Origin of the sequence: Marinobacter oulmenensis (genome assembly GCF_014201735.1) — a bacterium.
Classification (GTDB): domain Bacteria; phylum Pseudomonadota; class Gammaproteobacteria; order Pseudomonadales; family Oleiphilaceae; genus Marinobacter; species Marinobacter oulmenensis.
This window is the reverse complement of record NZ_JACHFE010000006.1, coordinates 273,226-293,479: the sequence shown is the minus strand read 5'-3', so window position 1 is coordinate 293,479 and position 20,254 is coordinate 273,226. Positions and strand designations below refer to the sequence as shown.

The 20,254-nt window shown below is 58.7% G+C and carries 22 protein-coding genes; 7 read left to right on the top strand and 15 right to left on the bottom strand.

The genetic code is table 11. The annotated features are described in order from the left end of the window. The 4 genes from HNR38_RS13135 to zapE form a co-directional block, all read right to left on the bottom strand. Positions 1-383: contractile injection system protein, VgrG/Pvc8 family (locus HNR38_RS13135; protein WP_183704964.1), on the bottom strand; the 383-nt coding region annotated here is incomplete at its 3' end. Positions 384-543: 160 nt separating this feature from the next. Then, positions 544-1,905, bottom strand: coding sequence for a DUF1329 domain-containing protein (locus HNR38_RS13130; protein WP_183704962.1), 1,362 nt, complete (start codon positions 1,903-1,905; stop codon positions 544-546). A 33-nt stretch (positions 1,906-1,938) separates the two neighbouring features. Then, on the bottom strand, positions 1,939-3,855 hold the full coding sequence (locus HNR38_RS13125; protein WP_183704961.1) for a DUF1302 domain-containing protein: 1,917 nt from the start codon (positions 3,853-3,855) through the stop codon (positions 1,939-1,941). A 245-nt stretch (positions 3,856-4,100) separates the two neighbouring features. After that, positions 4,101-5,201: a cell division protein ZapE gene (gene zapE / locus HNR38_RS13120; RefSeq protein ID WP_183704990.1), complete on the bottom strand. Its 1,101-nt coding sequence runs from the start codon at positions 5,199-5,201 to the stop codon at positions 4,101-4,103. 234 nt (positions 5,202-5,435) lie between these two features. Here zapE and HNR38_RS13115 point away from each other — a divergent pair, with 234 nt between their 5' ends. Then, the gene (locus HNR38_RS13115) at positions 5,436-5,873 is read left to right on the top strand and encodes a Z-ring associated ZapG family protein (protein ID WP_183704960.1); all 438 of its coding nucleotides are present in this window, start codon (positions 5,436-5,438) and stop codon (positions 5,871-5,873) included. A gap of 24 nt (positions 5,874-5,897) precedes the next feature. Here the strand turns inward: HNR38_RS13115 and HNR38_RS13110 are convergent, their stop codons facing one another. The 11 genes from HNR38_RS13110 to HNR38_RS13060 all read right to left on the bottom strand — a co-directional run bounded on the left by HNR38_RS13110 (position 5,898) and on the right by HNR38_RS13060 (position 14,983). After that, a complete protein-coding gene (locus tag HNR38_RS13110) occupies positions 5,898-6,641 on the bottom strand; it encodes a Nif3-like dinuclear metal center hexameric protein (protein ID WP_183704959.1) in 744 nt (247 codons plus the stop codon). 212 nt (positions 6,642-6,853) lie between these two features. Then, positions 6,854-7,915: a histidinol-phosphate transaminase gene (hisC, locus tag HNR38_RS13105; RefSeq protein WP_183704954.1), complete on the bottom strand. Its 1,062-nt coding sequence runs from the start codon at positions 7,913-7,915 to the stop codon at positions 6,854-6,856. A gap of 250 nt (positions 7,916-8,165) precedes the next feature. After that, positions 8,166-9,470 (bottom strand): histidinol dehydrogenase, encoded by a 1,305-nt coding sequence (gene hisD, locus HNR38_RS13100; RefSeq protein ID WP_183704952.1) that lies wholly within the window; start codon positions 9,468-9,470, stop codon positions 8,166-8,168. 173 nt (positions 9,471-9,643) lie between these two features. Next, positions 9,644-10,288, bottom strand: a complete 645-nt coding sequence (hisG, locus tag HNR38_RS13095) for an ATP phosphoribosyltransferase (RefSeq protein WP_183704950.1) — start codon at positions 10,286-10,288, stop codon at positions 9,644-9,646. Between the two features lie 28 nt (positions 10,289-10,316). Then, positions 10,317-11,579, bottom strand: a complete 1,263-nt coding sequence (gene murA / locus HNR38_RS13090; protein WP_183704947.1) for a UDP-N-acetylglucosamine 1-carboxyvinyltransferase — start codon at positions 11,577-11,579, stop codon at positions 10,317-10,319. Between the two features lie 19 nt (positions 11,580-11,598). Beyond that, positions 11,599-11,847, bottom strand: coding sequence for a BolA family protein (locus tag HNR38_RS13085; RefSeq protein WP_183704945.1), 249 nt, complete (start codon positions 11,845-11,847; stop codon positions 11,599-11,601). Between the two features lie 60 nt (positions 11,848-11,907). Then, complete coding sequence (locus tag HNR38_RS13080; RefSeq protein ID WP_183704943.1) at positions 11,908-12,243, bottom strand: STAS domain-containing protein; 336 nt, start codon at positions 12,241-12,243, stop codon at positions 11,908-11,910. Further along, the gene (locus tag HNR38_RS13075) at positions 12,240-12,893 is read right to left on the bottom strand and encodes an MlaC/ttg2D family ABC transporter substrate-binding protein (RefSeq protein WP_183704941.1); all 654 of its coding nucleotides are present in this window, start codon (positions 12,891-12,893) and stop codon (positions 12,240-12,242) included. The genes HNR38_RS13080 and HNR38_RS13075 overlap by 4 nt, the downstream gene beginning before the upstream one ends. 29 nt (positions 12,894-12,922) lie before the next feature. Beyond that, a complete protein-coding gene (gene mlaD, locus HNR38_RS13070) occupies positions 12,923-13,372 on the bottom strand; it encodes an outer membrane lipid asymmetry maintenance protein MlaD (protein WP_183704939.1) in 450 nt (149 codons plus the stop codon). A 19-nt stretch (positions 13,373-13,391) separates the two neighbouring features. After that, positions 13,392-14,174, bottom strand: coding sequence for a lipid asymmetry maintenance ABC transporter permease subunit MlaE (gene mlaE / locus HNR38_RS13065; RefSeq protein WP_183704937.1), 783 nt, complete (start codon positions 14,172-14,174; stop codon positions 13,392-13,394). Then, positions 14,171-14,983, bottom strand: a complete 813-nt coding sequence (locus HNR38_RS13060; RefSeq protein WP_183704935.1) for an ATP-binding cassette domain-containing protein — start codon at positions 14,981-14,983, stop codon at positions 14,171-14,173. The genes mlaE and HNR38_RS13060 overlap by 4 nt, the downstream gene beginning before the upstream one ends. A gap of 192 nt (positions 14,984-15,175) precedes the next feature. Here HNR38_RS13060 and HNR38_RS13055 point away from each other — a divergent pair, with 192 nt between their 5' ends. From HNR38_RS13055 to HNR38_RS13030, 6 genes are all read left to right on the top strand, one after another. After that, the gene (locus HNR38_RS13055; RefSeq protein ID WP_183704927.1) at positions 15,176-16,165 is read left to right on the top strand and encodes a KpsF/GutQ family sugar-phosphate isomerase; all 990 of its coding nucleotides are present in this window, start codon (positions 15,176-15,178) and stop codon (positions 16,163-16,165) included. Continuing rightward, on the top strand, positions 16,165-16,734 hold the full coding sequence (locus tag HNR38_RS13050) for a KdsC family phosphatase (RefSeq protein WP_183704925.1): 570 nt from the start codon (positions 16,165-16,167) through the stop codon (positions 16,732-16,734). The genes HNR38_RS13055 and HNR38_RS13050 overlap by 1 nt, the downstream gene beginning before the upstream one ends. After that, positions 16,731-17,330 (top strand): LPS export ABC transporter periplasmic protein LptC, encoded by a 600-nt coding sequence (lptC, locus tag HNR38_RS13045; protein ID WP_183704924.1) that lies wholly within the window; start codon positions 16,731-16,733, stop codon positions 17,328-17,330. The genes HNR38_RS13050 and lptC overlap by 4 nt, the downstream gene beginning before the upstream one ends. Continuing rightward, positions 17,314-17,880 (top strand): lipopolysaccharide transport periplasmic protein LptA, encoded by a 567-nt coding sequence (gene lptA, locus HNR38_RS13040; RefSeq protein ID WP_183704923.1) that lies wholly within the window; start codon positions 17,314-17,316, stop codon positions 17,878-17,880. The genes lptC and lptA overlap by 17 nt, the downstream gene beginning before the upstream one ends. Continuing rightward, on the top strand, positions 17,858-18,583 hold the full coding sequence (lptB, locus tag HNR38_RS13035; RefSeq protein WP_183704922.1) for an LPS export ABC transporter ATP-binding protein: 726 nt from the start codon (positions 17,858-17,860) through the stop codon (positions 18,581-18,583). The genes lptA and lptB overlap by 23 nt, the downstream gene beginning before the upstream one ends. A 148-nt stretch (positions 18,584-18,731) precedes the next feature. Continuing rightward, on the top strand, positions 18,732-20,243 hold the full coding sequence (locus HNR38_RS13030) for an RNA polymerase factor sigma-54 (protein WP_246362708.1): 1,512 nt from the start codon (positions 18,732-18,734) through the stop codon (positions 20,241-20,243). The last annotated feature ends 11 nt before the right edge of the window (positions 20,244-20,254 follow it).

The following is a 20,254-nucleotide window of genomic DNA, read 5'->3' as shown; positions in this document are numbered from 1 at the left end:
CGGTTCTGGAAGATGCGGCTGTTGCGCCCGAGTTTGAGCATCTCGAGCCAGGGCACCAGGGTGAGCTGGTAGTAGGTCACGCCGCCGTCTTCGCCTAGTAGGGCGGCTTCGGAGACTAGGCCGTGCAGGTGGCGGTAGCCGCCATCGGCCTGTAATACCGACAGGCGGGCCGGCTGGGCCATCAGGGTTTTGAGTTCGATATCACCCTGCTGGGAGAAACAGTCCAGGGTGTAGCGAAAGGGTTCGCTGACGCGCTGTTCGCCTACGAGGCGGTGGGGCAGCAGTGGCGCACCCACCGACAGGCGCAGCAGGCGCTGAGACTGGGAGAGTTCGGTGTTGAAGAGTTCGGAAAGCGAACGAGGAAGTGCAACTGACTCGTCCATGAGCCGTCTCCATCCGTGGGTTGGTTGTCTCGGGCAGCCTGCCTTGGCCGCGTGTGCTGTTCAGAGCAAGCAGATTATCCCACCTGTTTGCTGACATCAACAATCCCAAAAAAAACGGCGGGCCAGTGGCCCGCCGTTTTCAGGGACTTACACTCCGGGATTAGCGCAGACCCGCACGGCGCAGGGCCGCCGGTGTGAAGTCACGGGAGCGACGGTCAATGCCAAAGGTATATGGGTTATTTTCCTCGTTGGTCAGACCCAGCACCAGATAACGGCCAGAAAGCAGGTCGTACAGGCTTTCCACCGCATACCAGGGCACGTCCTGATCGTAGAACTGCATGGCATGGGCTTCACCCACCCGCCACAGCTCACCGCGACCGTCATAGTGATCAATCACAGCCGCCTGCCAGGAATCTTCGTCGATGTAGAAGTCACGCTGGGCGTAGATATGGCGCTCACCTCCTTTGAGGGTGGCACGCACATGCCAGACCCGGTGCAGCTCATAGCGCGCGAGGTCCTGGTCAATATGGCCCGGCTGGATGATGTCATCGTAGCTCAGGTCACGGTCAACCAGTTTGTAGGAGTTGTAGGGGATGTACATCTCCTTCTTGCCCATCAGTTCCCAGTTGTAGCGGTCCGGGGCGCCGTTGAACATGTCCAGGTTATCGGACGTACGCATACCATCTGCCGCCGTACCCGGGCCGTCATAGGCAACCTGTGGAGCCCGGCGAACCCGGCGCTGGCCAGCATTGTAAATCCACGCCCGGCGCGGTTCCTTCACCTGGTTGATGGTTTCGTGAACCAGCAGCACGTTGCCCGCCAGTCGCGCCGGTGCCGTGATGGCCTGCTTGAAGTAGAACAGCACGTTGTCGTCCTGTCCCGGCTCGTAGTCGTCAAGATAGCGGTTCCAGACCAGTTCCTCGTCAAACTTGACCACGGAGAAGTCCCCGCTTTCGGTCGGCGTAACCTGGCCAACACTGCGCTGCACAGCGCCACCGCGGTAGCGGGTGATGTGGTTCCAGATCACTTCCAGTCCGCTCTGCGGAATCGGAAACGGCGTGGCGTCGTCGTAGTTTTCCAGACCGTTACCGCCGGCCACCAGTTCGGTGGTGGTGGCATTCTCGCGGGTCTCTTCCTGGATGTGATCCGGGAAGGTTGCCGTACGATGGGTCGGGTATACCGGAATTTTGTATTCCGGGTACTGACGGATCATGGCTACCTGACCCGGTGACAGCTTGTCGGCATACTCATCCACATTGCTCTGGTCAATGACAAACTTCGGCTGTTCATCCGCAAACGGATTCAGATAGATGCCATCGTCCTGATACCCCGCCGGAGCGGTGGAAAGCCCACCATCCCAGGCCGGGATCTCGCCACCGTTACCGGCTTTTTCGGCGCCCATGGGCGTCAGTGTGTCGCCCAGTTTCGCTGCTTCGTCAGCGGATACCGCGCCCCAGGCCTGACCGGCAAAGAGACTGGCGGCCAGCACGCCTGTGGCCAATAGTTTCTTGTTGGTTTTCATGTAGCTTACCTCTTTGAACAAATGCTGTCCGGATCAGAATGAGTAGGAGATGCTGGCACTCAGGAAGTCCTTGTCCGTCATCTCGTTATAGGGCTTGCCACCGAAGTAGTTGGTGTAGCCGATATTGCCGCTGATACGGTTCTGATAGTTCGCTGTCAGCGAGACGCCAATAGACTTGTTGCCTTCCTGGAAGGCACCACCCGGCTGTGGCGCGTAGCCCTTCACGTCATGACTCCAGGCCAGTTGCGGGGAAAGGTTCACGCCAGAGAATACGTTCGGGTAGTCCCAGACAAAGCGGGCCCGATATCCCCAGGAGAAATCGGTCACGAACCCGTCATTCTCACAGTAATCCGTATTCAGGTTCAGGCCGTTAGGTTGTCCAGGTACGGTTTCGCAGAGATCAACCTGCCCCAACCCGGGAATTTCACGCGGGACAGGGCCAATGCCAAAGGCCCCCGAACGGCCATAACGGGCCTCATCGGTGTCTGGCAGGTCATGGACATAGGTCGCGCCGAATTCCGTAATGAACGACATCCGGGAGGCGCCCATGATCTGGTCGAAGAACTTGATGAGGGTGAACTGGAACTGCGATACGTCGTAGCGATCGTAGCCTTTCACACGCTGCCCGCTCAGGTTTTCACCCGGGTTCTCAGCCTGACGCTGCTGCTCAAGAAGACTCACCGGCGTGCCGGCGCCGTCAACCTGCAGGCCACCCAGGATCAACTCGAAAGCATTCCACTGCAGGGGCATGTCCTTGCGCAGACTGTATTCAGCACCCAATGACCAACCACCGGGGGTCGTTGTGTTGATGCTGATCCCGTACAGATCAATGTTCTCCGGGTACTCAATGAAATAGTTGGGAAAGGCCAGCGGGTCTTCGTTCGGGTTGTATGTACCATCACCCGGGATGCTCGCAGGTGTCCCCGGGGGCTGGTTATTCACCCGGCCACTGATGTAGGGCAGGCGGCTGTTGTATTTGATGTAATACAACCCTATCTCTGAATCGTTCAGTTCAGGCACATACCACCGCAGGGCGACACCGAACTGATCCTTGCTATCTGCTTCGACATCCCCCTCACGGTTGATAAAACCATTGAGGAGCCCACCGGTACCCGCTTCAATCTGCTGGCTCAGGGCTTCAGCTTGCGCCTCCGACAAGTCACCGGATGGATAGACCGGTCCGCAGCCATCCGCAACGAAATCCACCGTTGAGAAGAAGGTGCCACAATCATCAATCCTGGTCTTTTCCCAGTCCGTCTGCACAAACCCTTCAACCGTCAGGTTTTCAGTGACGCCAGCCGAGAAGTAGAACATCTCCACCGGCAGGAGGGCATCCTTGATTTCAGCGCCCGGCGCCCGGAAAGCCTGTACATCCACCGGGTTAATGGTGTTGATACCGCCCTGGATAAAGGTGCTCTCACCCCAACTCAGAACCTGATTGCCATAGCGCATTGTGAGAGGGACATTGCCCAGATACCAGTCCGTGAATACATAGGCATCGAGGAACTCCGCGCCGGATGCATTGGCATCACCATCCGCGCTGAGCGGTTTAAAACGGCGCTCCTCATCCTTCAACTCGAAGTCATACCAATAACGGCCACGAACCAGAGCGCCCGCCCGGGTCAGCACATCCGAGTCAACGGCGTAATCCAGAAACAGCTCACTGGTCCCTTTGACAATCTTCGAAACGGTATCGCCCTTGTCGAAGTTCTGGTTGCCATCGTCGTAGTTTGTCGACGAGGCCGTTCCACCATTGCCAATACCGATCAGACGCTTATCCGCCTCTTCGGTTCGCCAGGTCGCACCCGCGCTCAGGGTGGTGTCAAAGGCGGCATCCACGTCGCCGATATTGAACTGGAAAGCTGCTGCGGGAGCTGAAAAGCCGGTGGCTATCGCAACCGCCAGGGGCAGCTTCGCCCAAGCGTGCCTTTTAGGATTCTGTTTTGTCATTGGAAGACTTCTCCATATTTTTATTCTGAGCCGCTGCTCTGTTTATTGTTGCAGGAGCAATGGGCCTTCTCGGTCCGGGTGCACAGCCCTGCTATTGGCACTATAGCCAAGGGTAGGCAAGGCGTTTATCACTCCAAAGTATGATTTTTCTACTGATTACTGTAGACAGGATCGGCCGGGAGGCAAAACAGGAGGGGGGCAGCAGGCTCGGGGATCAGAGCCTGCCGGGTATCCGTTTGTTCGGGTCACGCTTTGTGAGGCGTTTCCAGATATTCCTGGGACTGCATTTCGAGCAGCCGGGATTCGGTGCGCTCAAACTCGAATCCGAGTCGTCCGCCCGCATACAGCTCGGTAATCGGCACTTCAGCAGACATAATGACCTTTACGCTGCGGTCGTAGAACTCATCCACCATGTTGATGAACCGGCGGGCCTGGTCGTCCATGTCACCACCGAGCACCGGTACGTTACTGACGATAATGGCGTGGAACTGCCGGGCCAGTTCGATGTAATCATTCTGGCTCCGCGGGCCATCGCATACCGCTTTGAAATCGAACCAGACCACGTCGTCCGCGTGGGCTTCTGCCGGAATCTTGCGGCCATTCACCTCAATGCTGGCACTGTGCTTGCCGGCTTCGACCGCCAGGGCATCAAAACTCCGGCGCAGGCTCTTATCCGAATCTTCACTCAGCGGGTAGTGGTACAACTCCGCCTGCTCCAGCGTTCTCAGGCGATAATCCACACCTCCATCCACATTGACAACGTCCGTGTGTTTCTTGACCAGCTCAATCGCCGGCAGGAACCGCGCCCGCTGAAGCCCATCCTTATAGAGACCGTCCGGCACAATGTTGGACGTGCAGACCAGTGTGACGCCACGGCTGAACAGACCATCCATCAGCGTAGCCAGGATCATGGCATCGCCGATGTCTGAAACGAAAAACTCGTCAAAGCAGATGACCCGGGTCTCATCCGCAAACTTTTTGGACACCAGCTCCAGCGGGTTTTTCTCCCCTTTCAGGCTCTTGAGTTCGTTATGAACCCGCTGCATAAACCGGTGAAAATGCACACGCATCTTCCGTTTGAATGGCAGGGACTCAAAGAAGGTGTCCATGAGGTAAGTCTTGCCGCGCCCCACGCCGCCCCAGAAGTACAGCCCCTTGACCGGCTCTTCCTTGCCTCCGTTAAGCTTGAGCTTGAGCTTCTGGGCAAGGGTTTTGTCACGGCCGTTTTCGGCTTCAACCAGTTTGTCGTATAGTGCCTGCAGACGCCTTACCGCATCTTCCTGGGCAGGATCCTTCTGAAATTCCGGGCGTTCAAGATCCTTCTGGTAACGCTCCCAAGGGGTCAGGCTCGCATCAGTTTCATGGGACATGGCTTCTGTCATCTAGGGCTTCCCGCCATCTGGTTGAAATTTGGGCGCGATATTGTCTCTCATTTCGCAGATTTTCTCCACGCCGGGCATGACTTGCACCAATAAGACGATTGGCTCAGTGTTTTGCCATGGGCTATGAGTGCCCGGGGCGTTATACTGTTCCCGAGAGGGTTTCCTCAATTTGCAGGTTAAAGAAAGGACGATTGTTATATGACAAACCTGATTCTGGCGGCCGTCGCCGCGCTGGTGGTTGGCATTGTCATCGGAGTACTCGTGGGCCGGTCGGGCCAGGGAGCAACGCTTCGCCAGCGGCGTGCCGAGCAGCAGGTTGAGGAGTTGCGCAGCGAATTCACCCGCTACCAGGCACAGGTGAACGAGCACTTCATGGAATCGTCACACCTGCTGCGCCGGTTCAACGACGCCTACCACGAAATGAACCAGCACATGGCACGTGGCGCCAACCGTCTGTGCAATGATGACGAATGGCTTGATGAACTGGAGTCAAAATCCTCTGGCCGGCTGGAGCACGGTTCTGACGATGCACCGTCCGAGCCGCCCCGCGATTATGCACCCAAGTCAGACCCGGACGACACGGGCACACTGGCTGAAGATTACGGCCTGGGTTCAGGCGGCAAGCAGTCCGCCTGAACCCGGTTCAGGCCTCAGGCGCCGTCATACCGGATTGTCGCAATCGATAAACTGGTGCCTGAGGCCGAAAGCCTCCGCCAAAGCCTGTCCCAGCGCCTGAACACCGTAACGCTCGGTCGCATGATGACCCGCCGCATAATAATGAATGCCACACTCACGGGCCGTATGAGTAGTGGGCTCTGAAATCTCGCCACTGATATAGGCATCAATGCCAGCATCAAGGGCCGTGCCAATAAAGCCCTGTGCAGCACCGGTGCACCAGGCCACCGTCTCAATACGCTCTGGGCCATCCCCTACATGAAGCGGCTCCCGATGCAGCGCCCGGGCAAGATGCAACCCGAATTTTTCCGGAGACAAGGGCGCTTCCAGTTCACCCTGCCAGACAAGACCGCCCAGTGGCCGGGGGTTCTGTATTCCCAGCACATCAGCCAACTGGCGATTATTGCCGTAGTCAGGATGGTCATCCAGGGGCAGATGGTAGGCCAGCAGGCTGATGTCATTGTTGAGCAGCTGTTTGATCCGGCGTTTTTTCATACCCCGGATCGCCTGGTCTTCGCCTTTCCAGAAGTAACCATGATGCACCAGGATCATATCCGCGCCCTGCTCTACGGCTGCATCCACCAGCGCCTGTGAGGCGGTGACCCCGGTTACCAGAGTCCGGACCTCGTCTTTGCCCTCAACCTGAAGTCCATTCGGGGCATAATCCTGAAAGTTGCCGGGCTCCAGCCATTCGTCGATTTTTGCGAGGATGTCGGTTCGCTTTGCCATGGTGGTGACCTCCGCCATGCTTTTAAATTTGGTTCCAAAAGAATACGACGCCCTTCAATCCGGGGGAGGCTACGCCGCGGGGATCGGCTTCCGAAAACCGCTACAAGCACATCCCTGTGCGCTTCTCTCAGGCCATCCCTGGCCTTCGAAATTTTCGGAAGCCGATCCCCACGCCTTGCGTCTGACTGCCTTGGGCGCTGTTTCCCTTCCTTTTACCGAAAGAAGACATCGCCTATCGCTTTCAACAAAGCATTGTTCTGCCCCGGCGTCCCGATAGTGATCCGCAGGAAATCACTGATCCGGGGCTTGTTGAAATGACGGACAATGATGCCCTTATCCCGAAGCATGGCCGCGATGTCAGCACCCGGCTTCTGCCTGTGACGGGCAAACACAAAATTGGCCCTGGATGGCAGCACCTCAAAGCCCTTGGCTTCGAGCTTTTCGGTCAGCCGTTCACGCTCACGGATCACGCCGTTACAGCAATGCTCGAACCACTCCCGGTCCTCAAATGCGGCGACGGCACCGGCAATGGCCAGCCGATCCAGCGGGTAGGAATTAAAGCTGTCTTTGACCCGGTTAAGGGCTTCGATCAATTCTTCGTTACCCACGGCAAAGCCGACCCGCAGGCCAGCCAGGGAGCGGGCCTTCGACAGAGTCTGACAGACCAGCAGGTTCGGGTAACGATCCACCAGCTGGATGGCGGTTTCACCGCCAAAATCCACGTACGCCTCGTCCACAACCACGACGCTGTCCGGGTTGGCCTCGATGATAGCTTCGACGTGTTCAAGCCCGAGGTAACGGCCGGTCGGGGCGTTGGGGTTCGGGAAGATGATGCCGCCATTGGGCTGCTTGTAATCCTCGGGATTGATTTCAAAGCTTTCCGTCAGAGGGATTACCTTGCTTTCCACCTGATAGAGGCCGCAATAAACCGGATAGAAACTGTAGGTGATGTCCGGGAACAGAACGGGCTTGTCGTGCTTCAGCAGGCCCTGAAAAATATGCGCCAGTACTTCGTCGGAACCATTACCGACAAATACCTGCTTCGAGTTAACGCCATAGTGCCCTGCAATCGCGTCTTTCAGTGCCTGGCATTCCGGGTCCGGGTACAGGCGAAGGCTGTCATCCAGCTCATTCTGGATGGCTTCAATGACTTTGGGCGACGGCCCGAACGGATTCTCGTTGGTGTTCAGCTTCACCAGGTTGGCCATTTTCGGCTGCTCGCCCGGGACATAGGGCTTGAGTTCGCCAACCAGTGAACTCCAGTATTTGCTCATGATTACTGATCTCCGGATTATTTGCCGGAACAGAACGGGTCAGCTTACTTAGGGAGAAGTCGCATGGCAGGGTAGAGCTTTCCAAAAACCGCTACAAACACATCCATGTGCGCTTACCTCAGGCCATCCCTGGCCTTCGAAATTTTTGGAAAGCTCTACCCTGCCACGTTCGTCTTACATCAGAGTAGAACCGCTCTGCTCATCAACTCAGGAATGACTGTCTAATGTCAAAACCGACAGTTACCGTGGTTCATTCCTTGATTCTGTACTCCGCCGAACGGGCATGGGCCGTCAGCCCTTCGCCCCGCGCCAGCACAGAGGCCACCCGACCCATGCGGTCGGCACCGTCTGCACTGAATCCGATCAGGGACGAGCGTTTCTGAAAGTCATAAACCCCAAGCGGTGAACTGAATCGGGCAGTGCCACTGGTGGGCAGCACGTGATTGGGGCCGGCGCAGTAATCACCGAGCGCTTCCGCCGTGTAACGGCCCATGAAGATGGCTCCGGCGTGACGGATATCCCCGAGCATGTCCTCAGGCGCCTCCACCGACAACTCCAGATGCTCTGGAGCAATCCGGTTGGAAACCTCGGCCGCTTCTTTCAGGTCAGCCACGTGAATCAGAGCACCCCGACTGGTCATGGAGGTGCGGATGATCTCTTCCCGCTCCATGGTCGGCAACAGCCTGTTGATGCTGGCCTCAACGGCATCCAGGAAATCCGCATCCGGGCTGATCAGGATGCTCTGGGCCTGCTCGTCGTGTTCGGCCTGGGAGAACAGGTCCATGGCGATCCAGTCCGGGTCGGTTTTGCCGTCACAGATCACCAGAATTTCAGAGGGGCCGGCGATCATATCAATGCCGACCACGCCAAACACTTCGCGTTTGGCCGTCGCCACAAAGATATTACCGGGGCCGACAATCTTGTCCACCGAGGGAACGCTCTCGGTTCCGTAGGCCAGCGCTGCGACGGCCTGGGCACCGCCGATGGTGAACACCCGGTCAACGCCGGCAATGGCGGCAGCCGCCAGCACCATGTCGTTCACCACCCCGTCAGGGGTCGGCACCACCATGACCACTTCCGAAACACCGGCGACCTTGGCCGGGATGGCGTTCATCAGCACCGAGGACGGATAGGCCGCCTTGCCGCCAGGCACATACAGGCCTGCCCGGTCCAGTGGCGTCACTTTCTGGCCCAGCACCGTGCCGTCGTCATCCTGATACTGCCAGGACGGCTGATTCTGACGCTCGTGATAGTCACGAATCCGGGCCGCGGCATTTTCAAGGCTTTCGCGCTGGTCCGCTGGAATGGCGGTCAATGCCTGTTCCAGGCGGGCACTGTCCAGCTCCAGCTCGGCCATGGAATCCACGGACAGGCGGTCAAACTTGCCGGTAAACTCCAGAACCGCAGCGTCGCCCCGTGTTTTTACCTCATGCAGGATATGACGTACCGATTCGTTCACCTGATGATCCACGCTGTCATCCCAGGCCAGCAGTTTGGCCAGCGCGTTGTCAAAGTCGCTCTGGGTGGTGTTCAATCGGGTGATCTTGTCGGTCATAACTCTAATCCTGCCTATGGATTTATGCTTTGGGAGTATCAGCCAGCAGGGGCGCCTTTCCAAAAACCGCTACGAGCACGTCCATGTGCGCTTCTCTCAGGCCATCCATGGCCTTCGAAATTTTTGGAAAGGCGCCCCTGCTGGCTTCAACTGGCTTTCGTGCAAAACGCCGGTTAGAGAGCTCGCCGCTTTTCTACTGCCGCCGACATCTGCTCGATAATCGGATTGATCCGCTCGTGCTTCATCTTCATGGACGCCCGGTTCACCACCAGACGACTGCTGATATCCGCGATCAGTTCCCTCGGCTCCAGGCCATTGGCCTTCAGGGTATTGCCGGTATCGACAATGTCGACGATCTCATCCGCCAGATCCAGAATCGGCGCCAGCTCCATGGCTCCGTAGAGCTTGATGATGTCGGCCTGCCGCCCCTGGGCTGCATAGTAGGTACGGGCCAGATTGACGAATTTGGTAGCCACCCGGATGCGACCGGCAGGCAGCGTCTCATCCTTCTTGCCGGCCGTCATCAGGCGGCACCGGGAAATGTTCAGATCCAGCGGCTCGTAAAGTCCCTCACCACCGTGCTCCATCAGCACGTCCTTGCCTGTCACGCCAAGATCCGCACCACCGTACTGGACATAGGTCGGAACGTCCGTGGCACGGATGACCAGAACCCTGACGTTGGGATCCGTGGTCGGGAACACCAGCTTGCGGGACTTTTTCACATCGTCCACCAGCTCGATACCGGCTTCCGCCAGCAGCGGCAGGGTTTCCTCTAGGATTCGTCCCTTCGACAAGGCAATGGTGATGAAATCTGTCATGGGTCTTTCCGGGTTCCCGTTGGTCGGTTTAGGCAGGCAGGCGACGGATGCTCGCGCCCAGCAGCTGCAATTTTTCTTCAATACATTCGTAGCCACGGTCGATGTGGTAAATGCGGTCGACGACCGTGTCGCCCTCACCCACCAGACCGGCAATCACCAGGCTGGCCGAAGCCCGAAGGTCGGTGGCCATTACCGGCGCTCCGGTCAGATGGTCCACCCCTTTGATGATGGCGGCATTGCCTTCCAGGGTGATGTCAGCCCCCATGCGGATCAGTTCCTGCAGGTGCATGAAGCGGTTCTCGAAAACCGTCTCGACAATGGTACCGGTGCCTTCGGCCACGGTATTCATCGCGGCAAACTGCGCCTGCATGTCTGTCGGGAAAGCCGGATACGGTGCGGTGCGCAGGCTGACCGCTTTCGGACGGTTGCCTTTCATGTCCAGCTCGATCCAGTCCGGGCCGGTGGTAATGTGCGCACCGGCCTCTTCGAGCTTGAGCAGGACCGCTTCGAGGATATCCTCGCGGGTATCCTTGAGCTTCACGCGCCCGCCGGTTGCGGCAGCAGCGACCAGATAGGTACCGGTTTCGATGCGATCCGGCAGTACGTCGTAGTGACAGCCGTGCAGGCGCTCCACACCATTGATCTCGATGGTCGCGGTGCCATGACCCTTGATATCGGCGCCCATGGCAATCAGGCACTCCGCCAGGTCCACCACTTCCGGTTCGCGGGCAGCGTTTTCCAGGATGGTTTTACCGTCGGCCAGTGCCGCCGCCATCAACAGGTTCTCGGTGCCGGTCACAGTCACGGTATCGAGGAAAATATGCGCGCCCTTCAGGCGGCCGTTCGTCCGCGCCTTGATGTAACCGTTTTCCACCGCGATCTCGGCACCCATCTGCTCGAGGCCGTGGATGTGCAGGTTCACCGGGCGGCTGCCGATAGCGCAACCGCCCGGCAATGACACTTCTGCCTGGCCGAAATGGGCCACCAGCGGACCCAACACCAGAATGGAGGCCCGCATGGTTTTGACCAGCTCGTAAGGTGCATGGAACTGTTTGATGGTATTGGCGTGAACTTCCACGCACATTTTCTCGTCGACCATCAGTTCCACGCCCATGCGACCGAGCAGCTCGATCATGGTGGTGATGTCGTTCAGGTGTGGCAGGTTGCCGATGGTAACCGGCTCATCCGCCAGCAGTGTCGCTGCCAGGATGGGGAGCGCAGCGTTCTTGGCACCCGAAATACGAATCTCACCGTCCAGGGGCTTGCGGCCCCCGATCTGAAGTTTATCCACAGTAGCTATCCTGTTCTGTTCAGGCCTTGGCCTGCCGCTCGGCCCACTCGGTCGGGGTGAAAGCCTTCGGGTGAAGCGCGTGAATGGTGCCGTCCATGACATGCTGGAACAGCACCTTGTTGATCATCTGTTGCCGTTTAATGGTGGACAAACCTTCGAATACCTCACCTACGGCAACAACCATGTAGTGGTTACCGTCGACCTGCACCTCCACCTCACAATCGGGCAGGGCTTCTTTGACCAGTTCGGTGACCTGGGCGGCGTCCATAGGGAATCCTCAATTCTGTTGAAATCAGGAGCGGAATTGTAACCAATTCGCGAGGCAGGGTCAGCTTTGAGAAGCAAATCCGGGAATCTGTTCACCCAGCAGCGGGCCATTGAGATTACTCAGGGCCGCCAGAGAGAGGAGTCTGTCGCTGAAGCCCTGGAAAACGAGGGAAGTTTGATGCTGGTGGGCGCAGCGCTGCCAGCACAAAAGCATGGACAGCACCACACTATGGGCACTGTCCAGGCCGGAGAGGTCCACCGTCAGCGGACCGCCGGCTTTGGCAATCAGGACTTCGCCCTGTTCGCGCAGAGTGACGACATTGCCCGCATCCACATGACCACGCACCGCCAGGGTCTGGCCGTTGAGGTCAACGGTCGGTGCCGGCCGGGTCGTCATGAGCGATCCATTTCCTGATCAAGGTTCAGGGATTCCACAGCACTGCCCCAGCCCTCAATGACGGCCTGGATCTGGCCCCGGTTCTGTTCCATTTCCTGGGCAAACCGGTCCCGGAAAGCCAGACCGATGTTGACGCCCTCCACGATGATGTTCTCCATCATCCAGCGCCCGTCCGAATCCCGATACATGGAATAGGTAACCGGATACCGGTTGCCGGACGCCGTGATCAACAACATCTGAACAGACGCCCGGCTGTCATTATCAGCCAGTATCGTGGCGTCCTGCACCGTCATTTCAAAATCATCGGCGTCCACCAGGGCCTGGGCATAGGTATCAAACAGGCTACGCTTGAACCGCTCAACGAAGTCATCCCGCTGCTCCGGGGTGGTCTGGCGGGCATAACGCCCCATCACTCGCGCGGCAATGCGGCGAAAATCGACAAAGTCCGTCAGGGTCTCGTCCATAACGCGGTAGAAAGCCTCGGGGTCCCGCTCATAGAGGCCCTTTTCCTCGTTGAGTTTTTGCACCAGCTTCTGAGTGTTGTCATCAACATAGGCCTGCAAATCCTCTTCCGGACCCGCCCATACCTGGGTGGCCACCAGAGTCAGCATGGCAAACATCAACAGGACACGTTGTTTCAAAGCGGGCATTACACTCTCCTGCAAAATGGGTTATGGCTCTAGAGGCCGGATGCGAAATTGCTGATCAGTCGCTCAAGGTTCATGGCTGACTGGGTCGAATAGAAGGTATCCCCGTCCTTCAGGGAGTCCATATCTCCGCCGACCGACACATCAATATACTGATCCCCCAGCAATCCGGATGTCCGTATAACTGCTGCGCTATCTGCGGGAATATTGTTGATATCGGCGTCGATGGACATGACCACCCGGGCCTGGAAGGTATCCGTGTCGAGGCTGATAGATTCAACGGTGCCAATGGTCACCCCGGCCATGGAAACCCGGCCTCGTGGAGAAAGCCCGCCGGTATCGTTGAATTTGGCGTAGAGCGTATAGCTGGCGCTGTCTGGCTTTGGCGACAGGCCGCTAACCTGCAACGCCAGGAACAGCAACGCGGCCAGGCCGGCAATCATAAATAGCCCGACAATGATTTCCATGGTTCTGTTGGCCATGATCTGTCTCCAGCCTCCTTCAGAAATTACCAAACATGACGGCAGTCAGCACAAAATCCAGCCCCAGCACCGCCAGTGACGAATAGACAACGGTTTTGGTGGTGGCGGAACTGATACCCGCGGACGTTGGCACACAGTCATAGCCCTGGTACACCGCAATCCAGCTACAGACAAAACCGAACACCACACTCTTGATTACTCCGTTGATCACATCATCCACGAAATCCACGGAGGACTGCATATTGCCCCAGAAAGCTCCATCAAAGACGCCCAGCCACTCGACGCCAACCAGCATGCCGCCCCAGATCCCCACCACGGAGAAAATCACCGCCAATATCGGCATAGCGATAAAGCCAGCCCACAGCCTGGGTGCAATCACCCGGCGCAGGGGGTCCACACCCATCATTTCCATGCTCGACAGCTGCTCCGTGGTTTTCATCAGGCCAATCTCGGCGGTCAGAGCCGACCCTGCCCTGCCCGCAAACAGCAGCGCCGTCACCACAGGGCCGAGTTCACGCACCAGGGTCAGCGCAATCATCTGTCCGATCGCGGCTTCGGAGCCGAAATCGCTGAGGATGGTATACCCCTGAAGCCCCAGCACCATGCCGATGAACAGCCCGGAAACCACAACAATGGCCAGCGACAGCACACCAACCGAATAGATTTGCCGGGCCAGCAGAGGCAACCCGGTCAGCGGTTTGGGAACGCCAATCAGCGTACCCGCCAGGAAACGGCCGGATCGCCCCAAAGACGCAATCGCTGATAACCCAAACCGCCCCAAGGCGGCAAGACGATCTGTCATACCAAACCTCCTGCCAGCCCAAAGTCACTGCCGGCATCCCCGGCGGGATAATGAAAAGGCACCGGCCCGTCCGGTTTGCCGTTGAGAAACTGCTGGACGCGTTCGGAGGGATGGGACTGCAATTCATCCGGCGTGCCCTGGCCAATCACCTTGCCATCGGCAATGATGCAGGCGTAATGACAGATACTGAGGGATTCCGGCACGTCATGGGACACCAGAACGCTGGTCAATCCCATGGAGCTGTTCAGATCCCGGATGAGCTTGACCAGCACACCCATGGCGATGGGATCCTGCCCGGCGAAGGGCTCGTCGTACATGATCAGTTCCGGGTCCAGGGCAATACTGCGTGCCAGTGCCACCCGCCGGGTCATCCCGCCAGAGAGTTCCGCGGGCATCAGATCACGCGCGCCCCGCAGACCCACGGCTTCCAGCTTCATCAGCACGACATCCCGGATCATGTCCTCGGGCAGACTGGTATGCACCCGCAGCGGGAAGGCCACGTTCTCAAACACACTCAGGTCAGTAAACAGAGCACCACTCTGGAACAGCATGCCCATGCGCTCGCGCAAGTGGTAAAGATCCCGCCGCTTCAGCGCCGGGACATTCTGCCCGGCCACAACCACCCGCCCGGAATCGGGCCGGAGCTGGCCGCCAATCAGGCGCAGAAGCGTCGTCTTACCCGTGCCACTAGGCCCCATGATCGCGGTGATGCGCCCCTTGGGGATATCGAGGCTGACACCGTCAAAAATGCGCCGGCCGGCACGAGAAAACACCACGTCTTTCAGCGTAATAAATGCAGACGAGTCCATAATCCTTCCTTCCCGGCGAGGCGCCTACATTAAGACAAGCGCTCAACAAGCTCAATTCAAACCTTGTAAAATCTGACCACTGGGGCCATGACAAACCGGGGGAGCCGCACAAGCCATAAATGATATACTCGGCTCATCGTTCCGCCGCCCCGCCGGGGTGGTTCAACACAGGCAATCGGACAGTCGACACAGATGACAGATTCCAAAGCTTCAGACGAGAAGAACTACCGCCACTCCGCCCTGCAGGCCATTCGCATCGAAAGGCAGGCGATTGAAGCCCTGGAAGGCCGGATCAACGAGGACTTCACCACCGCTTGCGACGTCATTATGGCCTGTAAGGGGCGCGTCGTGGTGACCGGCATGGGCAAATCCGGCCACATCGGCAACAAGATTGCCGCCACCCTGGCCAGCACCGGCACACCGTCTTTCTTTGTGCATCCGGGAGAAGCCAGCCACGGCGACCTTGGCATGATCACTCCCCAGGACGTGGTGATCGCCATATCCAACAGCGGTAATACCGCCGAAGTGGTTACCATCCTGCCCCTGATCAAACGCATGGGTGCCCCGCTGATCAGCATGACCGGCAACCGGGATTCCTCCCTGGCCCGTGAAGCCGTGGCCAATCTCGATGTCGGCGTGGATATCGAAGCCTGCCCGCTGGGGCTTGCACCAACATCAAGCACCACGGCCACCCTGGTGATGGGCGACGCTCTGGCGGTAGCCCTGCTTGAAGCCCGCGGCTTCAGCACCGAGGACTTCGCTTTCTCCCACCCGGGCGGCAGCCTTGGCCGGCGTCTGTTGCTCAAGGTCTCCGACATCATGCACACCGGTGACCGCATCCCAAGCGTACCGGACGACGTCACCCTCAGTGCCGCGCTGCTGGAAATCAGCCGTAAAGGCCTTGGCATGACCACAGTTCTGGACGCGAAGGGCGAACTGACCGGGATTTTCACCGATGGCGACCTGCGCCGCTCCCTGGATCGTTCTGTCGACGTCCACAATACCCCTATCAGCGACGTAATGACCCGCAACGGCAAGACCATCCGGGCCGATCACCTGGCCGCTGAAGCCCTCCAGATCATGGAAGAGCTCAAGATCAACGCCCTGCCGGTAACCGATGACAAGGGCCAACTGGTCGGCGCCATCAACATGCACGATCTGCTTCGGGCCGGAGTCATCTGATGAGCCGCCTTACACCTCCTCTCGCCCGGGATTGGAACGAGTCCCTGAAAGACAAAGCCTCGGCCATCCGCCTGATCGCCCTGGATGTCGACGGCATCATGAGTGACGGTCGCCTGTATTTCAGCGCCAGCGGCGACGAGCTCAAAACGTTCAATATCCTGGACGGCCTCGGGCTGAAGCAACTGATGAACGCCGGCATCACAGTCGCCGTCATCACCGGCCGGCGTTCGCCACTGACTGAAAAGCGCATGAACGACCTGGGCATCCCGCACCTGATGCAGGGCCGGGAGGACAAGCGGGAAGCGCTGCTGGAACTGACCGGCACCATGGACCTGACGCCGGCACAGATCGCTTATATGGGCGATGATCTGCCCGATCTGCCCGCCATCCGTTTTGCCGGTCTTGGCATCACCGTGCCCAACGGCTACTGGCTGGTGCGGCAACACGCGGATTACTGCACCCATAGCCGGGGCGGCGAAGGCGCTGTCCGGGAAGCCTGTGACCTGATCCTCTGGGCCCAGGACCAACTGGAGAATACTCTGGGCCGCTATCTGGACGAGCCTTCATGATTCGCTACCTGGTTTCTTTTGGCACCGGCACCGGCATTCTGCGTACCCTGGCCCTGGCAGCGACCATCGGCGCCACCGTGTTCCTGCTCTGGCAGAGCGATGAGCCGGAACGCCCGAGGGCGGGTGCCGAACAGTTGCGAGGGCCATCAGAACCGGACAGCTTTGTGGTCGGCGGCCGCTACCGGTCCTGGAACGACCAGGGTAACCTGGAAATCCGGCTGACCAGCCCCCGTATCGAACAGTTCGAGGCTACCAGCCTGGCCACTCTGGAAACGCCATGGGCCCAGGTCTACAACGCCAGCGACGCCGAACCATGGATAATCAGCGCCGATACAGGTAGCCTTCAGCAGGCAGAGGGGATACTCGACCTGAAGGGCGACGTCGAGGTCGAGCGCAGCGCCAATGGCGGTACGACCACGCTGAACACCCAGGCCCTGACCCTCGACAACAATACGGATACCGTCTTTACCGACCAGCCGGTGACCATCACCGAACCCTTCGGGGTTACCCGGGCCGTCGGCATGAAAGGCTGGATTGATCAACGCATACTGGAACTTAACTCGCGTGTGGAAGGGCAATATGAAACCAGCAGGTAGGCACCCGTTTATCTGGTCGGCAATGCTGGCCACCCTGATTGCAGCCGGCCCGACTGCCGCCTTTGACCTGGATTCCGACACCCCGATCAAGGTCACCGCGGATTCCGCCCGACTGGATGACAATGAAGGCACTGCGGTTTATACCGGCGCCGTGGAACTGACCCAGGGGGAGACCCGACTCGAGGCCGAGCGCGTTGTCCTGCACCGGTCAACAGAGGGCGTCAGCCGCATTGAGGCCGAGGGCACACCCGCTCATTATTTCCAACCTGCCCGCGCCGGAGAGGAAGCCACGGATGCCTGGGCATTGGACATCACCTGGTCAGCGGACGACAACCTGGTCATCCTCGAGCAACAGGCGGTAATTGAACAGGGCAGCAACGAGTTCCGGGGCGAAACCATCCACTATGACACCGTGCAGCGGGTCGTCACGGCCGAGGGCGCCGGCGCCGAAACCGGCGGCTCCGGCCGCGTCGAGATGGTCATCCAACCGCGCAATTCCGGGCAATCTGACAGCGAAAAAGGTTCCGATGGCAGTTCTCAGGGCCAGTAACCTGGCAAAAAGCTACAAACAGAAGAAGGTGGTCATCGACGTTTCCCTGGAAATACGCTCCGGGGAAATCGTCGGGCTGCTTGGCCCCAATGGCGCCGGCAAAACCACCTGTTTCTACATGATCGTCGGCCTGGTGCCTGCTGACCGGGGGCGGATATCCATCGACAACCGGGATATCACGCCACTGCCGATGCACGGCCGCGCCCGTCGGGGCATCGGCTATCTGCCCCAGGAGGCGTCGGTATTCCGAAAGCTGACCGTTCGGGACAACATCATGGCGATCCTGGAAACCCGTAAAGAGCTCAGGCGCTCGGACCGTGAGCGGCGACTGGAGGAACTCCTGGAGGAGTTTCACATCACCCACATCCGCGACAGCGTGGGTATGGCCCTGTCCGGCGGCGAACGCCGGCGTGTGGAGATCGCCCGGGCTCTGGCCATCGAGCCGGCCTTCATCCTGCTGGATGAACCCTTTGCAGGCGTGGACCCCATTTCCGTGAGCGACATCAAACACATCATTCGGCACTTGCGGGACAAAGGCATCGGCGTGCTGATTACCGACCATAACGTCCGGGAAACACTGGACATCTGCGACACAGCCTATATCGTGTCGGACGGTCATATCATCGCCTCCGGTAACGCCGAGGCGATCCTGGCAAACCAGCAGGTCAAAGAGGTCTATCTTGGTGACGAATTCCGACTGTAAGCAGGCCAGCGCCGACAGCCCCAACCGCAAGGTTGATTGTCTTGATGACCTGCAGCAAGTAAACTCGGCAAAAAATTTGCTTACACTGTAAGCCCGCAGGCAGAGTTTCGATTGGCATGCCAATGATTTACGGATTCAACCCATGGTTATGAAAGCCTCACTTCAGCTCAAGCTGGGCCAGAGCCTGACCATGACTCCCCAGTTGCAGCAGGCGATCCGGCTGCTGCAACTCTCCACCCTTGATCTCCAGCAGGAAATCCAGCAGGCGCTGGAATCCAACCCCATGCTGGAAAACGCCGAGGATGATGACCAGGCAGACACGGCTTCCGAGTCCGAACGGAACGACACCGACACGGACACGTCCGTTAGCGACAGCAGTTCTGACTGGGACGAAGCGGACAGCAGCCAGGACTGGTCGACCGAAAACGACGCCCCGGACAACATCCCCGATGATCTCCCGGTGGATACCGCCTGGGATGACATCTACCAGTCCGCGCCGGCGCCAGTCACCCGGGGTGGCGACGAAGAGAACGAAACCGATTTCGAAACCCGAAACTCGGCCACCGAAACCCTCCAGGATCACCTGGAATGGCAGCTCAACCTGACGCCCCTGAGTGACCGGGACCAGGCCATCGCGCATTCCCTGATGGACGCGGTCGATGACCGGGGCTACCTGACCTCTACCCTTGAAGAGATACATGCCGGACTGGCCGAGGATAACGACGAGGACCCGCTGGAACTCGACGAGGTGGAGGCAGTTCTTCATCGCCTCCAGCACTTTGACCCCCCTGGCGTTTTCGCCCGGGATCTGCAGGAATGCCTGCTGATCCAGCTCAACCAGTTGCCCCAGGACACCCCGTGGCTACGCCAGGCACGGCTGGTCGTAACCCAGTTCCTGCATCTGTTAGGCAATCGTGACTACGCCCAGTTGTTGCGGCGAAGCCGGCTGAAGGAAGACCAACTCCGGGAAGTGCTGGCCCTGATTACCAGCCTGAACCCGCGCCCCGGCGATGTCATGGACCGGGCCGAACCGGATTATGTGATTCCCGACGTTATCGTACGCAAGCATCAGGGCCGCTGGCGTGTGGAGCTGAACCCGGAGATTGCCCCCCGCATCCGGGTCAATGCCAGTTATGCCTCCCTGATCCGCCGTGCCGACAGCAGCGCCGACAACACCTACCTGCGCGATCAGTTGCAGGAGGCCAAGTGGTTCATCAAGAGCCTGCAGAGCCGGAATGAAACCCTGTTGAAAGTCGCCACCCGCATTGTCGAGCACCAGCAGGAATTCCTGGAATACGGCGACGAGAAAATGAAACCCCTGATTCTCTCGGATATTGCCCAGGCCGTGGAAATGCACGAGTCCACCATTTCCCGGGTCACTACCCAGAAATACATGCACACGCCGCGGGGCATTTTCGAGCTGAAATACTTCTTTTCCAGCCATGTCAGCACTGCGGAAGGGGGCGAGTGTTCCTCCACCGCCATCAGGGCCATGATCAAGAAACTGATCGCCGAGGAAACCCCCAAAAAACCATTGAGCGACAGCAAAATTGCGACCATGCTAGGAGAACAGGGAATCAATGTGGCGCGACGCACCGTGGCCAAATACCGGGAGGCCATGCACATTCCTCCCTCCAACGAACGCAAACGACTGGTTTAAACTTTCACTGG

What these genes read in the sequence shown, in the direction of transcription:
- HNR38_RS13130 (WP_183704962.1), bottom strand. Translation starts at nt 1,905, where the DNA reads ATGAAAACCAACAAGAAACTATTGGCCACAGGCGTGCTGGCCGCCAGT.
- HNR38_RS13125 (WP_183704961.1), bottom strand. Translation starts at nt 3,855, where the DNA reads ATGACAAAACAGAATCCTAAAAGGCACGCTTGGGCGAAGCTGCCCCTG.
- HNR38_RS13115 (WP_183704960.1), top strand. Translation starts at nt 5,436, where the DNA reads ATGACAAACCTGATTCTGGCGGCCGTCGCCGCGCTGGTGGTTGGCATT.
- HNR38_RS13110 (WP_183704959.1), bottom strand. Translation starts at nt 6,641, where the DNA reads ATGGCAAAGCGAACCGACATCCTCGCAAAAATCGACGAATGGCTGGAG.
- hisC (WP_183704954.1), bottom strand. Translation starts at nt 7,915, where the DNA reads ATGAGCAAATACTGGAGTTCACTGGTTGGCGAACTCAAGCCCTATGTC.
- hisD (WP_183704952.1), bottom strand. Translation starts at nt 9,470, where the DNA reads ATGACCGACAAGATCACCCGATTGAACACCACCCAGAGCGACTTTGAC.
- hisG (WP_183704950.1), bottom strand. Translation starts at nt 10,288, where the DNA reads ATGACAGATTTCATCACCATTGCCTTGTCGAAGGGACGAATCCTAGAG.
- HNR38_RS13085 (WP_183704945.1), bottom strand. Translation starts at nt 11,847, where the DNA reads ATGGACGCCGCCCAGGTCACCGAACTGGTCAAAGAAGCCCTGCCCGAT.
- HNR38_RS13080 (WP_183704943.1), bottom strand. Translation starts at nt 12,243, where the DNA reads ATGACGACCCGGCCGGCACCGACCGTTGACCTCAACGGCCAGACCCTG.
- HNR38_RS13075 (WP_183704941.1), bottom strand. Translation starts at nt 12,893, where the DNA reads ATGCCCGCTTTGAAACAACGTGTCCTGTTGATGTTTGCCATGCTGACT.
- mlaD (WP_183704939.1), bottom strand. Translation starts at nt 13,372, where the DNA reads ATGGCCAACAGAACCATGGAAATCATTGTCGGGCTATTTATGATTGCC.
- mlaE (WP_183704937.1), bottom strand. Translation starts at nt 14,174, where the DNA reads ATGACAGATCGTCTTGCCGCCTTGGGGCGGTTTGGGTTATCAGCGATT.
- HNR38_RS13060 (WP_183704935.1), bottom strand. Translation starts at nt 14,983, where the DNA reads ATGGACTCGTCTGCATTTATTACGCTGAAAGACGTGGTGTTTTCTCGT.
- HNR38_RS13055 (WP_183704927.1), top strand. Translation starts at nt 15,176, where the DNA reads ATGACAGATTCCAAAGCTTCAGACGAGAAGAACTACCGCCACTCCGCC.
- HNR38_RS13050 (WP_183704925.1), top strand. Translation starts at nt 16,165, where the DNA reads ATGAGCCGCCTTACACCTCCTCTCGCCCGGGATTGGAACGAGTCCCTG.
- lptC (WP_183704924.1), top strand. Translation starts at nt 16,731, where the DNA reads ATGATTCGCTACCTGGTTTCTTTTGGCACCGGCACCGGCATTCTGCGT.
- lptA (WP_183704923.1), top strand. Translation starts at nt 17,314, where the DNA reads ATGAAACCAGCAGGTAGGCACCCGTTTATCTGGTCGGCAATGCTGGCC.
- lptB (WP_183704922.1), top strand. Translation starts at nt 17,858, where the DNA reads ATGGCAGTTCTCAGGGCCAGTAACCTGGCAAAAAGCTACAAACAGAAG.
- HNR38_RS13030 (WP_246362708.1), top strand. Translation starts at nt 18,732, where the DNA reads ATGAAAGCCTCACTTCAGCTCAAGCTGGGCCAGAGCCTGACCATGACT.